The 15,062-nt window shown below is 67.8% G+C and carries 14 protein-coding genes; 8 read left to right on the top strand and 6 right to left on the bottom strand.

The genetic code is table 11. From position 1 onward, the window contains the following. The first annotated feature begins 59 nt into the window (after window positions 1-59). The 4 genes from ACXJLH_RS20105 (at window position 60) to ACXJLH_RS20090 (ending at window position 2,957) form a co-directional block, all read left to right on the top strand. Window positions 60-785 carry a substrate-binding periplasmic protein gene (locus tag ACXJLH_RS20105; protein ID WP_457445870.1) on the top strand — a complete coding sequence of 242 codons (726 nt, stop codon included), beginning with the start codon at window positions 60-62 and terminating at the stop codon, window positions 783-785. A 213-nt stretch (window positions 786-998) separates the two neighbouring features. After that, window positions 999-1,619: a DNA-3-methyladenine glycosylase I gene (locus tag ACXJLH_RS20100; protein WP_457445869.1), complete on the top strand. Its 621-nt coding sequence runs from the start codon at window positions 999-1,001 to the stop codon at window positions 1,617-1,619. A gap of 34 nt (window positions 1,620-1,653) precedes the next feature. Next, the gene (gene rpe, locus ACXJLH_RS20095; RefSeq protein ID WP_457445868.1) at window positions 1,654-2,346 is read left to right on the top strand and encodes a ribulose-phosphate 3-epimerase; all 693 of its coding nucleotides are present in this window, start codon (window positions 1,654-1,656) and stop codon (window positions 2,344-2,346) included. A 137-nt stretch (window positions 2,347-2,483) separates the two neighbouring features. Next, window positions 2,484-2,957, top strand: coding sequence for a low molecular weight protein-tyrosine-phosphatase (locus ACXJLH_RS20090; RefSeq protein ID WP_056191718.1), 474 nt, complete (start codon window positions 2,484-2,486; stop codon window positions 2,955-2,957). Here the strand turns inward: ACXJLH_RS20090 and ACXJLH_RS20085 are convergent, their stop codons facing one another. The 5 genes from ACXJLH_RS20085 to ACXJLH_RS20065 form a co-directional block, all read right to left on the bottom strand. Beyond that, window positions 2,958-6,059: an efflux RND transporter permease subunit gene (locus tag ACXJLH_RS20085; protein ID WP_457445867.1), complete on the bottom strand. Its 3,102-nt coding sequence runs from the start codon at window positions 6,057-6,059 to the stop codon at window positions 2,958-2,960. Further along, the gene (locus tag ACXJLH_RS20080; protein ID WP_457445866.1) at window positions 6,056-7,243 is read right to left on the bottom strand and encodes an efflux RND transporter periplasmic adaptor subunit; all 1,188 of its coding nucleotides are present in this window, start codon (window positions 7,241-7,243) and stop codon (window positions 6,056-6,058) included. The genes ACXJLH_RS20085 and ACXJLH_RS20080 overlap by 4 nt, the downstream gene beginning before the upstream one ends. 107 nt (window positions 7,244-7,350) lie before the next feature. Then, entirely contained in the window at window positions 7,351-8,259 is a 909-nt protein-coding gene (locus tag ACXJLH_RS20075; protein ID WP_457445865.1) for a pseudouridine-5'-phosphate glycosidase, read from the bottom strand. Further along, the gene (locus ACXJLH_RS20070; RefSeq protein ID WP_457445864.1) at window positions 8,260-9,168 is read right to left on the bottom strand and encodes a carbohydrate kinase family protein; all 909 of its coding nucleotides are present in this window, start codon (window positions 9,166-9,168) and stop codon (window positions 8,260-8,262) included. Between the two features lie 17 nt (window positions 9,169-9,185). Beyond that, the gene (locus tag ACXJLH_RS20065; RefSeq protein WP_457445863.1) at window positions 9,186-9,878 is read right to left on the bottom strand and encodes an alpha/beta hydrolase family protein; all 693 of its coding nucleotides are present in this window, start codon (window positions 9,876-9,878) and stop codon (window positions 9,186-9,188) included. A 94-nt stretch (window positions 9,879-9,972) separates the two neighbouring features. Between ACXJLH_RS20065 and alaC the strand changes: the two genes are divergently transcribed. Both alaC and gph read left to right on the top strand, forming a co-directional pair. After that, window positions 9,973-11,190 carry an alanine transaminase gene (gene alaC, locus ACXJLH_RS20060; RefSeq protein WP_457445862.1) on the top strand — a complete coding sequence of 406 codons (1,218 nt, stop codon included), beginning with the start codon at window positions 9,973-9,975 and terminating at the stop codon, window positions 11,188-11,190. Next, window positions 11,187-11,834 (top strand): phosphoglycolate phosphatase, encoded by a 648-nt coding sequence (gene gph / locus ACXJLH_RS20055; protein ID WP_457445861.1) that lies wholly within the window; start codon window positions 11,187-11,189, stop codon window positions 11,832-11,834. The genes alaC and gph overlap by 4 nt, the downstream gene beginning before the upstream one ends. A gap of 163 nt (window positions 11,835-11,997) precedes the next feature. Here the strand turns inward: gph and ACXJLH_RS20050 are convergent, their stop codons facing one another. Beyond that, a complete protein-coding gene (locus ACXJLH_RS20050) occupies window positions 11,998-12,600 on the bottom strand; it encodes a chalcone isomerase family protein (protein WP_056191702.1) in 603 nt (200 codons plus the stop codon). 272 nt (window positions 12,601-12,872) lie between these two features. Here ACXJLH_RS20050 and trpE point away from each other — a divergent pair, with 272 nt between their 5' ends. Further along, window positions 12,873-14,360, top strand: a complete 1,488-nt coding sequence (gene trpE / locus ACXJLH_RS20045; RefSeq protein ID WP_457445860.1) for an anthranilate synthase component I — start codon at window positions 12,873-12,875, stop codon at window positions 14,358-14,360. Between the two features lie 76 nt (window positions 14,361-14,436). Next, window positions 14,437-15,021, top strand: a complete 585-nt coding sequence (locus ACXJLH_RS20040; protein WP_056191700.1) for an anthranilate synthase component II — start codon at window positions 14,437-14,439, stop codon at window positions 15,019-15,021. Window positions 15,022-15,062 lie beyond the last annotated feature (41 nt).

Below are 15,062 nucleotides of genomic sequence, written 5' to 3'. Positions count from 1 at the left end.
TATGCTCGCCGCATGTTCTTCGGGGTGTGTGATCCTAAGTGCTGCGCTGGCCTTGGTTGTTGAGTGCGCTGTTGAGCCTGGCGGCGCCGGCCCAGGAGCTGACGCTGCGCACGGTCCAGCAGGCCAGCTCGACAGTGAAGTACGACCCCGACGGCGGCCCGCTCAAACCCGGGCTCTGCCTGGAAATCCTGCGCGCCGTCGAGCGGCAGGACGCAGGCCTGCACTTCACGGGGCTGGACCAGCAGGTGCCGCTCAAGCGTGTGGAACGCCTGCTGGCCGACGGCCTCATTGATGCCTTCTTCTGCCTGCTGAAGTCGCCCGAGCGCGAGAAACAGTGGCGTTATGCGCCGGTGGCGCTGTATATCGTCCGCCACGTGGTCGTGCAGCGCGCCGACGACCCGCGCAACCCCGATTCCCTGGCCCAACTGGCCGCCTTGAGCCGCCGCAAGCCGGTGCTGGTCATGCGTGGCACGGCGCTGGCGCGCCGGCTGGTGGCGGCCAATGTGGCTGTCGCCGAGGTGAGCTCCGAGCGCGAGGCCCTGCAGATGCTGGTCATGGGCCGCGCCGACGCCATCTACGGCCAGGACATCAACCTGCAGCGCCATGTGGCACAGAGCAAGCTGGGCGACAAGCTCAGGTTCGGCCGCACCGTCTTCCAGGAGGAGCCGCAGTTCCTCGCGCTGCGCGCCGACCTGCCGGCCGCCCATGAGGAACGCCTGACCCAGGCGCTGCGCAAGCTGGAGAAGGATGGCACGCTGCGCCAACTCGCCGAAAAGTACCGTTAGCCCCTCGCCCAGTCCCGCCCCGCTGAACGCGGGCGCGCCTGGTCGGTCCCCCGAGGGGACGGCGATGCTTGCGGCATTGAACCGCAAGCACATCGCCAGCGCGGGCCGGCTAGGGAGCGGCCCGGCGCTCGGCCCGCAAAATGCGAGTGTGCAGCTGACACGTCAGTGCTCGTGTGAGTCGACACTCGGCACTTCGCAAGGAGCAGCTTCCCGATGCCGACCCGCCCCCTCTACTTGCCGCCCGACGGCCGCCCGCGCTGCGCCTGGTGCGCCGCCGCGCCCGGCGACGAGACCTATCTGCGCTATCACGACGAGGAATGGGGCCGGCCCGTGGCCGACGACTTCCGCCTGTTCGAGAAGCTGTGCCTGGAGGGCTTCCAGAGCGGCCTGTCGTGGCGAACCATCCTGAACAAACGCGAAGCCTTTCGCGCCGCCTTTGCGGGTTTCGACTACAACCAGGTCGCCAAGTTTGGCGAGAAGGACGTGAACCGCCTGCTAGCCGACGCCGGCATCGTGCGCCACCGCGGCAAGATCGAGGCGGCCATCCACAACGCCGGGCGTTGCGTGGAGCTGGTGGCCACCGAGGGCTCGCTGGCCGCCTATCTGTGGCGTTTCGAGCCGCCCAAGAACTCGGTGGCCCACAACCTGGCCACGTCGGCGCCTTCCGAGGCCTTGTCCAAGGACCTGAAGAAGCGCGGCTGGAAATTCGTCGGCCCGACGACCATGCATGCGCTGATCCAGGCCATGGGGCTGATCAACGACCACCAGCCCGGCTGCCATCACTGGGCCGAGGCGCAGAAGGCGCGCGACAGCTTCAAGCGGCCGGGCCGCTGAAGCGGGGCAAGCGGGCTGCCTAGAATCACCCGCTATGCCCGCCGCACCGCAATACCGCATCGCCCCCAGCCTGCTGTCCGCCGACTTCGCCCGCCTGGGCGACGAAGTGAAGAACGTGCTCGCCGCCGGCGCCGACTGGATCCACTTCGACGTGATGGACAACCATTACGTGCCCAACCTGACCTTCGGACCGATGGTGTGCGAGGCGCTGCGCAAGCATGCCGTGAAGCCCGACGGCACGCCGGCCGTCATCGATGTGCACCTGATGGTGCAACCGGTCGACAGCCTGGCCCAGGCCTTCTGCCGCGCCGGCGCGGACGTGGTGACCTTCCACCCCGAAGCCAGCGCCCACGTGGACCGCACGCTGCAGCTCATCAAGGCCGAGGGCAAGCAGGCCGGCCTGGTGTTCAACCCGGGCACGCCGCTTGACGTGCTGGAGTGGGTCATCGACAAGGTCGATGTGATCCTGCTGATGAGCGTCAACCCCGGCTTTGGCGGCCAGAGCTTCATCCCGTCGGCATTGAAGAAACTGCAGAAGGCACGCGAGATCATCAAGGCCAGCGGTCGGGACATCCGCCTGGAGATCGACGGCGGCGTCAAGGTCGACAACATCCGCGAGATCGCCGCGGCGGGCGCCGACACCTTCGTCGCCGGCTCGGCCATCTTCGGCAAGCCCGACTACAAGGCCGTCATCGACGCGATGCGCACGGAACTTGCGAGATCGTGAGCCCCTCGTCCAAGGATTACCTTGGCCGGTCCCCCGCGGGGACGGCGATGCTTGCCGGTTCGACCGGCAAGCACATCACCATTGCGGGCCGGCTTGGGAGCGGCCCGGCGCTCGTCCCGCGCAACTGAGTAACTGACATGGCCGCCATCCTGCTCGTCTGCACCGCCAACATCTGCCGCTCACCGATGGCCGAGGCCATCTTCAGGGCCAAGCTTGGCGACGTGTTCAAGACCATTGCCTCGGCCGGCGTGCATGCTGACCCGCGCGGCGGCCCGGTGGACGCCCGCGCCGCAGCGGCACTGGGCCGGCACAACTACAGCCTCGACCGCAAATGGCGCTCGCGCCGCGTCGAGCCTGAGCAGCTCGGCCAATACGACCTCGTGCTGGCCATGGAGGCTGAGCATGTCGACGCGCTGCGCACCAAGGCAGCGCCCGAGCACCACGCCAAGATCCTGCTGCTGACCGACTTCGTGCCCGAGCTGGCCGGCCAGGACATCCCCGACCCCTATTTCGGCCCGGTCGCAGGCTTTGACGCCGTCATCGGCATGCTGGAGCGCGCGGCCCAGCGGCTGCTCACCGAGAGCCGCGAAGGCCGCCTGAAACTGAGCTGATCAGGCTGCCTTGCTGGCGAAGTCCGCCACTTCGCGCACGTCCGGCCCGGTGCCGCTGAAGCGGTCCAGCGCCAGGTAGATCACGGGCGTGATGTAGAGCGTCACCGCCTGCGACAGGATCAGGCCGCCCACCACGGCCAGGCCCAACGGCTGGCGCAGCTCGGCCCCCGCGCCCAGGCCGAGCGCAATGGGCAGCGCGCCCATCAGCGCCGCCAGCGTCGTCATCATGATGGGCCGAAAGCGCAGGATCGCGGCCTGGCGGATCGCCTCGGCCGGCTTGAGCCCCTGGCTGCGCTGCACGTCCAGCGCGAAGTCGATCATCATGATCGCGTTCTTCTTGACGATGCCGATCAGCATGACGATGCCGATGGTGGCGATGATGGTCAGCTCCATGCCGAACAGCTGCAGCGTGATCAGCGCGCCCACCGCCGCCGACGGCAGGCCGGCCAGGATGGTCAGTGGGTGGATGTAGCTCTCGTAGAGCACGCCCAGCAGCACGTAGATCACGGCCACTGCCAGCCCGATCAGCAGCAGCTGGCCGCCCTGCGAATCCTGGAACACCGCCGCGTCGCCGCCGTAGCTGGTGATGATGCTGGGTGGGAGCTTGATGTCGCGCGTGAAGGCGTCAATCTGCTTGGTGGCGTCGCCCAGCGGCACGTTGGGTGCGAGATTGAAGCTGATCGTGACGGCCTGCAGCTGGCCTTGGTGGTTGACGGCCGTGGGCCCGAGCGTGCGCTGCACGGTGGCGAAGGCCGTCAGCGGCACCTGCGCGCCGTTCTTGCCGCGCAGGTAGATCTTGTCGAAAGCGGCTTCGCTGCTGCGGTCGTCCTCGCCGGCTTCCATGATGACCTGGTAGGTGTTGCTCTCGGCATAGATGCTGGACACCTGGCGCTCGCCGAAGGCGCCGTACAGCGCATTGCGCAAGTCCTGCATCTGCACGCCCAGGATGGCGGCGCGCTCGCGATCGATGACAAGGCTGGCCTGCAGGCCGCGCATTTGCGAGTCGCTGGTGATGTCGCGAAAGCGCTCATCGCCGCGCAGCTTCTCCTGCAGCCGGGTTGCCCAGGTGTTGAGTTCGCCGGTGGATACCGACTGCAGCGTGTACTGGTAGCGGCTCTTGCTCTGGCGACCGCCGAGCTGCAGGTTCTGCACCGGGCGCAGATAGACCTGGATGCCGGGCACTGCGCGCAGCTTCTTGCGCAGGCCTTCCAGCACCTTGGGCATGGGCTCGCGGCTATTGCGGGCCTTCAGGTTGATGAACATGCGGCCGGTATTGGTGGCGCTGCCCGAGGGCCCACCGCCGACAGCCGAACTCAGGGCGAAAACGTTGGGATCGTTGCGCACGATGGCGGCCACGCGCTCCTGCAGCAGGGTCATCGCGGCGAAGGATGTGTCCTCGGCAGACTCGGTGCTGGCCTGTATCTGGCCGATATCCTCCTCGGGGAAAAAGCCCTTGGGGATGGTCATGTAGAACCACACCGTCGCGATGAAGCTCAGCAGCGCCACGCCCAGCACCCAGTTGCGGTGGCGCAGGGCCAGGTCCAGCGTGCGGGTGTAGGTGTCCAGCGTCCATGTGAAGCCGCGCTCGAACAGGCGCCCCATCGGTCCATCCTCATGGTGCTCGTCGGCCTTCAACAACCGGCTGCAGAGCATAGGCACCAGCGTCAGCGACACCACGGCCGACACAAGAATGGACAGGCCCACGACGACCGCGAACTCGTGGAACAGCAGGCCGATGACGCCCGGCATGAAGAAGATCGGGATCAGCACGGCCACCAGCGACACCGAGATCGACAGGATGGTGAAGGCCATCTCGCGCGCGCCGCGCACGGCCGCGTCGAAAGGCTTCATGCCGTCCTCGACGTGGCGGACGATGTTCTCCAGCATGACGATGGCGTCGTCCACGACCAGGCCCACGGCCAGCGTGATGCCGAGCAGCGAGATGTTGTCCAGCGAGTAGCCGAGCGCGAACAGCAGCGTGAGCGCGCCGATCAGCGAGATTGGCAGCGAGGCCGTCGGGATCAACGTGGCCACGGCGCGGCGCAGGAAGATGAAGATCACCAGCACAACGAGGCCGACCGTCAGCGCTAGCGTCACGTAGACATCGTGCAGCGACTCGCGGATGGATACCGAGCGGTCGTTCAGCGTGCTCATCTGGATGGACGCCGGCATCTGCGACGCGAAGCGCGGCAGCAGGGCCTTGACCTTGTCCACCACCTGCACGGTGTTGGCGTCGGGCTGGCGCTGGATGGCCAGCACGATGGAGCGCTCGCCCTGGTAGGTGGAGTAGGTCTTGCTGGTTTCGACGCTGTCCTGCACGTCGGCCACGTCGCGCAGCAGCACCGGCGCGCCGTTGCGCGAGGCGACGACGGTGCGGCCGAACTCGGCGGCGTTGCGCAGCTGGCGGTTGGCCTGGATGGTCAGTGTCTGGCGCGAGCCGTCCAGCACGCCGACAGGCGTGTTGGCATTGGCGGCGCGCACCGCCGTCTGCAGCTCGTCCAGCGTGATGTTGCGCTGGTTGAGCAGGTCCGTCTTGACCTTGATGCGCACCGCATAGCGCTTCTGGCCAAAGATGGACACCTGGGCCACGCCGTCGATGGTGGACAGGCCCGGCGACAGCAGGTTCTCGGCGTAGTCGTTCAGCTCGGTCAGGTCGATGGAAGGCGACGTCAGCGCCACCAGCAGCACCGGCGCATCGGCCGGGTTCACCTTGCGGTAGCTGGGCGGCGAGGTCATCTCGGCCGGCAGCGCACGCAGGGAGCGGAACAGCGCCGCCTGCACGTCCACGGCGGCGGCGTCGATGTTGCGGGAGGGGTCGAACTCCAGCGTCAGCGAGGTGTTGCCCAGCGTGTTGGTCGACGAAATGGTCAACAGGCCGGCGATGGTCGAGAACTGCTTCTCCAGCGGCAGCGCGACGGACGAGGCCATGGTCTCGGGCGATGCGCCCGGCAGCGACGCACCGACGTTGATGATGGGCGTGTTGTAGGACGGCAGCGCCGCGACCGGGATGCGGCTCCAGGCGGCCAGGCCGGCGATGACGAGTGACAGGTTCAGCAGCACGGTCATGACCGGCCGCCGGATGAACAGCTCGGTGAGCCTCATTTGTCAGCGCCCGAAGCGGCAGACGCTGGGGCCGATGCGGCGCCCGCTCCGCCGCTGGCTTGAATGCGCAGTGGCGTGCCCGGCCGCAGGTTCTGCTTGCCTTCCATGACGACCTGGGCCGTCGCGTCCAGGCCCTCCACCACCGCCTGCTCGCCCATGGCCTGACGCAGCTGCACGGGCACCAGCTTGGCGGTGTTGTCGGGCGCCACGACGTAGACCGAGCGCTCGTTGCCGCGCATGATGATGGCGGCCTGCGGCACCACGGTCACGCCCTTGAGCGTGCGCAGCGTGACGCGCACGCGCAGGTACTGGCCCGGCCAAAGCGACTGGGCCTTGTTGTCGAACTCGGCCTTGACCTTGATCGTGCCGGTGGCGCTGTCGACGAGGTTGTCCACCGCCGTGACGCGGCCCTTGATGGAGATTGCGCCGCGCGCCGAGCCCGGCGGCGGCAAGGCCTCGACATCCAGCTCGCCGGCACGCGTGGCGCTCAGCAGCGAGCCGAGCTGGGTTTCAGGCACCGTGAAGCTGATGGCGATGGGGTCCAGCTGCGCGATGTTGACCAGCGGCAGCGCCGTCGCATTGGCCTGCACCAGGCTGCCCGGGTAGACGCTGACGATGCCGACGCGCCCGCTGATGGGCGCGCGCAACTCGTTGTAGCCCAGCGTGACCTGGGTCGCCTGGATCGCGGCCTCGTCACTGCGGATCAACGCCTGGCCGGCATCGAAGTTGGCCTGGGCCGTGTCCACCGCGTTCTGGGCGATGAAGTTCTGCGCCTTCAGTTCCTTGGCGCGGTTGAGCTGGCGCTCCAGGTCGGTGAGGCTGGCGCGGTCGCGGGCCAGCTGGGCGCGCGCCTTCTCCAGCGCGGCGCGGTCGCCGCGGTCATCGAAGCGGAACAGCAGGTCACCCTTCCTGACGTTCTGGCCGTCCTTGACGAGGACCTGGGCGACGATGCTGCTCGTCTGCGCACGCAGGTCCACGCTCTGCAGCGCGGTGACGGTGCCGCTGGCCTCCACGGTGATCGGCACGTCGGCCTGCCTGACCTTGACGACACCGACGTTCTGCGCCGGCGGCGCACTCGCCACCCCCGCCGGGGCCGACGCGCCGCCTGTATCGTCCTTGCGCCCACAGCCCGCCAGAACGGCCAGCACCAGGCCACAAAGAATCACGGGGGAGGTCGCGCGCATGCAAGCCTGCTGAAAGTAATGGGGATTGACTCAGGAAACAGATCAGCTTAACCGGCCTGTTTTGCTCGCAGTTTGCTGGCCACCACCAGCTTGCGCGTTTTTCGCTTTTAGTTCTGCAGCGCGCGCGCCAGCCGAGCGCCGACGATCGCGTTGTGCTTCACGAGGGCGATGTTGGTCGTCAGGCTGCGACCACCCGTCAGCGCCTTGATGCGCGCGAGCAGGAAGGGCGTGATGGCTTTGCCGGCGACGCCTTGCGCGTCGGCTTCCGCGAGAGCCTGGGCCGTGATGGCGTCGATCTCCTCGCGCGGCATGGCCTGTGCTGCCGGCACCGGGTTGCTGACGACGACACCGCCGGCCAGGCCCAGCGTCCACTTGGCGCGGATGAAGCGGGCCTGCTCGTCGGCCGAGTCCATGCGGAAGTCCGCCCTGAGACCGCTGTCAGGGGTGAAGAAGGCGGCGAAGTTGTCCTGGCCGACCGACAGCACCGGCACGCCGTGGGTCTCCAGATACTCCAGCGTCAGGCCCAGGTCGAGGATTGACTTGGCGCCCGCACAGACGACGGCCACCGGCGTGCGCGCCAACTCTTGCAGGTCGGCCGAGATGTCGAAGCTCTCATGCCCGCCGCGGTGCACGCCGCCGATGCCGCCGGTGACAAAGACCTCGATGCCGGCCAGGTGGGCGCAGATCATCGTCGCCGCCACCGTCGTGGCACCGAGGCGCCCGGTGGCGATGGCAAACGGCAGGTCGCGGCGGCTGAGCTTCATGGCGTCGGGCGCCTGGGCCAGCTGCTGCAGTTCGGTGTCAGTCAGGCCGACGCGGATGCGCCCGCCGATGACCGCGATGGTCGCCGGCACGGCACCTTCGATGCGGATGACGTCCTCGACCTCGCGCGCCGTCTGCAGGTTCTGCGGCCACGGCATGCCGTGGGCAATGATGGTGGATTCGAGGGCCACAATGGGCCGGCCCTGCTCATGGGCGGCGGCGACTTCGGGCGAGAGCTGGATCAGTTCGTTCATCTATCGTTCTTCCAGGAACCTGGGGTTCAGTTCGGGGTGGACGCTGTCCTCGGTCTGCAGCGTCAGTGCAGCGAGGTCCAGGCCCAGGCGGGCGGCGGCATCGAAGTCGTCGGGCGCGCGCAGCAGCGAAGCGCAGACGCCGGCTGACAGCGCGTCGCCAGCACCGGTCACGTCCACGACATGCACCTGCGGCGCCGGCCAGTGGCGTGGTGCGCGGCCCGGCGTGCTGAGCAGCAAGCCGTCGGCGCCCTTGGAGACCAGCACGCAGCCGACGCCGCGTGCGTGCAATGCATCGAAGGCCTCGTTCGCCTCTGCCGCAATGGTGGCCAGTTCACCGGCATTCATGACGAGCAGGTGCAGGCCGTCCAGGCGCTCCGGCAGTCTTTCCATCTTGGCTTCGGACACCGCCACGCCCACCAATGGGATGCCGCTGGCGCGTGCCTCGCCGAGCAGCAAGGGCCAGGCGTCGGTGGGCAGGTTGCCGTCGGCCACGACGAGGGCGGCCCCGGCGCGCAAGGCTTTGCTGGCCGCCAGCGCCCAGGGGTTCAGGCTCTCGACGAGCGGCATCGACGCCAGGCCGAGTTCCAGGCTGCCGTCTGGCGCGAGCACCGCGGTGTAGCTGTCGCTGGCGTGGCGGCGCAGCCGGATGACGGCGCGCGTGTCGATGCCGACCTGGGCGGCCTGCTCAAGCAGCATGCGCCCGCCGGCGTCGTCGCCCACCGCGGCAACCAGCGCGACCGGCAGGCCCAGCCGCGCCAGGTTTTCGGCGACGTTGCGCACGACGCCGCCGGGGGTTTCATGTGACTCGCAGGGGTTGGACGACCCGTGCAGGGAGTTGGACAGCAGCCTGAGCTTGCGGTCGATATTGAGGCCGCCGATGCAGGCAATGGGGGCGGCGGAGGTGTTCATTGCTCGATTCTAGGAAGTCACCCGCCGCGCGCCCCAGGGGCTTGCGCTAGGCACCATGCCGCCATCGCCGCTGCCAAGGCCAGCACCACGTGCGCGTCGTTGCGCCCGCTGCGGGCCCGGACATGGAAGGCGTGGTCCGCATCCTCCTCGAGATGCAGCATGGCTGGGTCGCCCAGGCCCTGGACAACGCCCCGCAGCAAGGCCAGGTCGGCCAGCTCGTCCCGCGTGCCCTGCAGGAACAGCATCGGTACGGCGACCTGCGCCAAGTGCGCCGCCCGGTCAATGGCCGGTTTGCCAGCCGGGTGCAAGGGAAAGCCGACGAACACCAGCCCACGCACGCCCGGCATCGCCTCGGCCGCCTGCGCCTGCGACGTCATGCGGCCGCCGAAGGATTTGCCGCCCGCGAACAGCGGTGTGTCGGGCAACCGCTGGCGCGCCTCTGCCACCGCAGCGCGAACGGCGGCGTGCGCCACAGCGGGCGAGTCGGGGCGCTTGGAGCCGCGCTCCATGTAGGGGAACTGGTAGCGCAAGGTCGCCACCGACGCGTCGAACAGGGCCTGCGACAACGCCGCCATGAAGCTGTGGTGCATGCCGGCACCGGCGCCATGAGCGAACACGTAGGTCGAACGCGGCTTGGGCGGCTGCAGCCACAAGGCCGAGACCGTGGTTTGATCGTCAACGGTCAGCGTGCGGGACTCAGGCGTGCTCATGGTCACCAGCTTAGTGCGCTAGAGTCGCCCGCGGTGCGGCGCCAAGCCGCCCACGTCGCTCGGACGGTTCCGGGCGCTCACGTGAACACTGCCAATGACCTCTTCTTCCGCTTCCAGCGGCAAGCGCCGCTTCGCGCGCATCGACCGTCTCCCACCCTACGTCTTCAACATCACCGCCGAGCTCAAGCTGGCGGCCCGCAGACGCGGCGAAGACATCATCGACATGAGCATGGGCAACCCCGACGGGGCCACACCGGCACACATCGTCGCCAAGCTCAACGAAGTCTCGCAACGGCCCGACACCCACGGCTACTCGGCCAGCAAGGGCATCCCGCGCCTGCGCCGGGCGATCTCGCACTGGTATGAGCGCCGCTACGGCGTCGCCATCGACCCCGACCACGAGGCCATCGTCACCATTGGCTCCAAGGAGGGCCTGGCCCACCTGATGCTGGCCACACTCGACCGCGGCGACACCGTGCTGGTGCCGGACCCGAGCTACCCCATCCACATCTACGGCGCGGTCATTGCCGGCGCCGACATCCGCGCCATTCCGGTCAGCAGCGAGGTCGACTTCTTCGCCGAGCTGGAGAAGACCATCCGCGGCAGCTACCCCAAGCCCAAGATGATGGTCTTCGGCTTCCCGTCCAACCCGACGGCGCAGTGCGTGGACCTGGCCTTCTTCGAGCGCGTCGTGGCGCTGGCCAAGAAGCACGACATCCTCGTCGTGCATGACCTGGCCTATGCCGACATCGTCTACGACGGCTACGTCGCGCCATCCATCATGCAGGTGCCCGGCGCCAAGGACGTGGCGGTCGAGTTCTTCACGCTCTCCAAGAGCTACAACATGGCCGGCTGGCGGGTCGGCTTCATGGTCGGCAATCCGGATCTCGTCGCGGCGCTGGCGCGCATCAAGAGTTATCACGACTACGGCACCTTCACGCCGCTGCAGGTCGCCGCCATCGCTGCGCTGGAGGGCGACCAGCAGTGCGTCAAGGACATCACCGCCAGCTACCAGCGCCGCCGCGACGTGCTCTACAAGGGCCTCATCGAGGCCGGCTGGGTGGTGGACTGCCCCAAGGCCAGCATGTACATCTGGGCGCCTATTCCCGAGCCCTACCGCGAGCTCGGCTCGCTGGAGTTCGCGAAGCAGTTGCTGGAGAAGGCCAAGGTCTGCGTATCGCCCGGCATCGGCTTCGGCGACCACGGTGACGGCCATGTGCGCTTTGCGCTGATCGAGAACGAGTCGCGCATCCGCCAGGCGGTGCGGGGCATCAAGGCGATGTTCAAGGCCGATGGCCAGCTGAAAACATGAAACCTCAAGCCCTCATCCTCGACCTGGACGGCACCCTTATCGACACGCTGGGCGACTTCGTTGCCGTGCTGGGCCGCGTGCTGGTCGATCTCGGCCTGCCACCGGTCACGTCGGCCTTCGTCGAGCACACCATCGGCCGCGGCAGCGAGCACCTGGTGCGCACGACGCTGGCCGAGGTGGGCGGCGCGCCGGCGCTGTTCGAGCAAGCCTGGCCGCTCTACCAGCAGCACTACGCCGGCCTGAATGGCGAGCATGCAACGGTCTACGCGGGCGTCGTCGAAGGGTTGGAAGCACTGCGGGCGCTGGGCCTGCCGCTGGCCGTGCTGACCAACAAGCCGGGCGCGCCGGCGCGCGAACTGCTCAGGCGCAAGGGCCTGGATGGTTACTTCACCCACGTCTTCGGCGGCGACGACTTCGCGCGCAAGAAGCCCGATCCGCTGCCGTTGCTCAAGACCTGCGAGGCGCTGGGCACACCGCCCGCGGCCACCTGGATGGTGGGCGACTCACGCAACGACGCCGAGGCCGCGCGCGCGGCCGGCTGCCCGCTGGTGCTGATGACCTACGGCTACAACCATGGCGAGGACATCCGTGCCGTGCCGGCCCTGCAGCATCTGGGCCGGCTCGACGATATCCAGTTCGGCTGACTGAGGCCCATCGTCTGCCTACGGGCCGAGCGCCGGGCCGCTCCCAAGCCGGCCCGATTGCCGATGTGCTCGCGGCTCGATGCCGCGAGCATCGGCGCCCCCTCGGGGGGCCGCTCAAGCTCGCCCGCGTTCAGCGTGGCGAGCTTGGGCGCGGGGCTCCGTTTCAGCGGCGGCGTTCGCGCTTGATGCCGAGCAGGGCTTCTTTCAGCGCATCGTCGGCCGGCTTGTCGCCCAGCCAGATGCGCAGCAGGGCCGTGAAGAACTCAGGCTCCTTGATCGGCTCGCTCAACAGCGACTTGCCGTTGACCAGCAGCGTCGACCCGAGCCCGGGCACATAGTCGACCGTGAAGTTGTCGCCGCTGTTGAGCTGCTTGCGGCTCGCGAAGACTTCGCTCAACTTGAGCACGCCATTGATGGACTTGACGAACTCGTCGCGCGGCGCGTTGGCTTCCATGCCCTTGGTGAAAAGCTTGCCGAGTTCGTTGCCGTCGATCTCGCGCAACATCTGGATATGGATGCGCTTGGGGCCGGGCGCCGCGAGCACCTCGGGCGTCGTGCTGACCTTGTGCGTCAGGTACAGGCCCGCCGTGTAGACCTTGACGACAAACTTGTAGCGCACGCCGGCGCCGTTGAGGACCAGCTTCTGGCCCGCCAGGTCCATGGCCGTCTCGTACTTCACGTTGGCCACCTCGACCGTCTCGGCCCAGGCGCTCCCCCCGCTCAGACTGCCCACGGCCACCAGGGCCGCGACGATGAATGCGCGCATGTCTCGCTCCGTTGCTGTGCCGCGATGGCGGCATCTTCGTGAACCGAAGTATGGCGTGTCAGGCTCAAAGACCCGCTGATACACTGATCCGATCATGTTCATCACGCGGAAGTACATCACGGGGTCGAGCGACCGGGGAGCCTGGCCCTGGCGTCGCTGGTTCACCGCCGACTGATGCTGCTTGGCGCGCCCTGACGCGCTTTTTCTCGCGTTGCCCGTTCTCCATCGGGCTGCACGCCAAGCCCTGAAAACTGTCTTTTCAAGGTTTGACCGTGATCACCGAACTTGAATTCCAGAGCCTCGCTGCCGAGGGCTACAACCGCATCCCGCTGATCAGCGAGGCCTTTGCGGATCTCGAAACCCCGCTGTCCCTGTACCTCAAGCTCTGCGCCGGCTCCGGCCAGGGCCGCAACAGCTTCCTGCTGGAGTCCGTCGTCGGCGGCGAGCGCTTCGGGCGCTACTCCTTCATCGGCCTGCCGGCCCGCACGCTGATCCGCGCAACGGGCCAGCTCTGCGAAGTCGTCACCGACGGCGCCATCGTCGAGACGCACGAAGGCAACCCGCTGGACTTCATCGCCGCCTACCAGGAACGCATCAAGCCCAAGATCCCGACGGGTCTGCCGCGCTTTTGCGGCGGCCTGGCCGGCTACTTCGGCTACGAGGCCGTGCGCGCCATCGAGAAGCGCCTGGACCGCGATCACGCGGGCGAGAGCCTGGGCACGCCGGACATCCTGCTGCTGCTGTCCGAGGAAGTCGCCGTCATCGACAACCTCTCCGGGCGCCTGTACCTCATCGTCTGGGCCGACCCGCGCCAGCCGGAGGCCTATTTCCGCGCCAAGAAGAAGCTCTCGCAGCTGCGCGACAAGCTGACGTATTCGGTCAGCGTGCCCCGCGTGCCGCGCGGTGAAGCCCACCCAGTCACGCGCGGCTTTGCCAAGGCCGACTACCTGGCCGCCGTGGCCAAGGCCAAGGAATACATCGCCGCTGGCGACCTGATGCAGGTCCAGGTCGGCCAGCGCATCTCCAAGCCCTACAAGGCCGAGCCGATCGCGCTGTACCGGGCGCTGCGAGCGCTGAACCCCAGCCCCTATATGTACTTCTACGACCTGGGCGACTTCCAGATCGTCGGCGCCAGCCCCGAGATCCTCGTGCGTGAAGAACATGCCGGCGACGGCAGCCGCAAGGTCACGATCCGCCCGCTGGCCGGCACGCGCCCGCGCGGCGCGACGGTGGAGCGCGACCTGGAACTGGAAGCCGAGCTGCAGGCCGACCCCAAGGAGCGCGCCGAGCACCTGATGCTGATCGACCTGGCGCGCAACGACATCGGCCGCATCGCCCGCGTCGGCAGCGTCAAGGTGACGCAGTCCTTCGCCGTGGAGCGCTATTCGCATGTGATGCACATCGTCTCGAACGTCGAGGGTGTGCTGCGACCCGAGGTCGGCCAGCTCGATGTGCTGAAGGCCACCTTCCCCGCCGGCACGCTGACCGGCGCGCCCAAGGTGAGGGCCATGGAGCTGATCGACGAACTGGAGCCCGTGCAACGCGGCATCTACGGCGGCGCCTGCGGTTATCTGAGTTTTGCCGGCGACATGGACCTGGCCATCGCCATCCGCACCGGCATCATCAAGAACGGCATGCTCTATGTGCAGGCGGCGGCCGGCGTCGTCGCAGACTCGGTACCCGAACTGGAGTGGCAAGAGACTGAGGCGAAGGCACGCGCTCTGCTGCGCGCCGCCGAACTCGTCGAGGAGGGATTTTGATGAGCCCCCACGTTCACTTCGTTCACTGCCCCCCAAGGGGGATGGCCTCCCTTGGGGCGGCCCGGCGGGAGTCCAAATGCTGCTGATGATCGACAACTACGACAGTTTCACCTTCAACCTCGTCCAGTACTTCGGTGAACTGGGCGCGGACGTGAAGGTGGTGCGCAACGACGAGATCACCGTGGCCGAGATGGCGGCGCTGGACCCGGCTCATATCGTGTTTTCGCCCGGCCCCTGCACGCCCAACGAAGCCGGCGTCTGCGTGGAAGCCATCCAGCATTTCATCGGCAAGAAGCCGCTGCTGGGCGTGTGCCTGGGCCACCAGTCCATGGGCCAGGCCCTGGGCGGCAAGATCATCCGCGCCCAGCGCCAGATGCACGGCAAGGCCAGCACGATCACGACCGATGGCCGCGGTGTCTACACCGGACTGCCCAAGGATTTCTCGGTGATCCGCTACCACTCCCTCGTCATCGAGGAAGCGAGCTGCCCGGCGGTGCTGGAGATCACCTCGCGCAGCGAGGATGGCGAGATCATGGGCGTGCGCCACCGCGAACTGGCCGGCACGGCCACGCCGTGCGAGGGCGTGCAGTTCCACCCCGAGTCCATCCTCAGCGAGCATGGGCACGCGATGCTGCGCAACTTCCTGGAGTTGAAGGCATGAGCCCCGCACGGCCGCCCGAAGGGGCTCATTCCCGCGTGGCG

It is taken from the genome of Roseateles sp. P5_E4, from assembly GCF_054049255.1.
The sequence above is the reverse complement of the archived record's forward strand: the minus strand, read 5'-3'. Positions and strand labels throughout refer to the sequence as shown.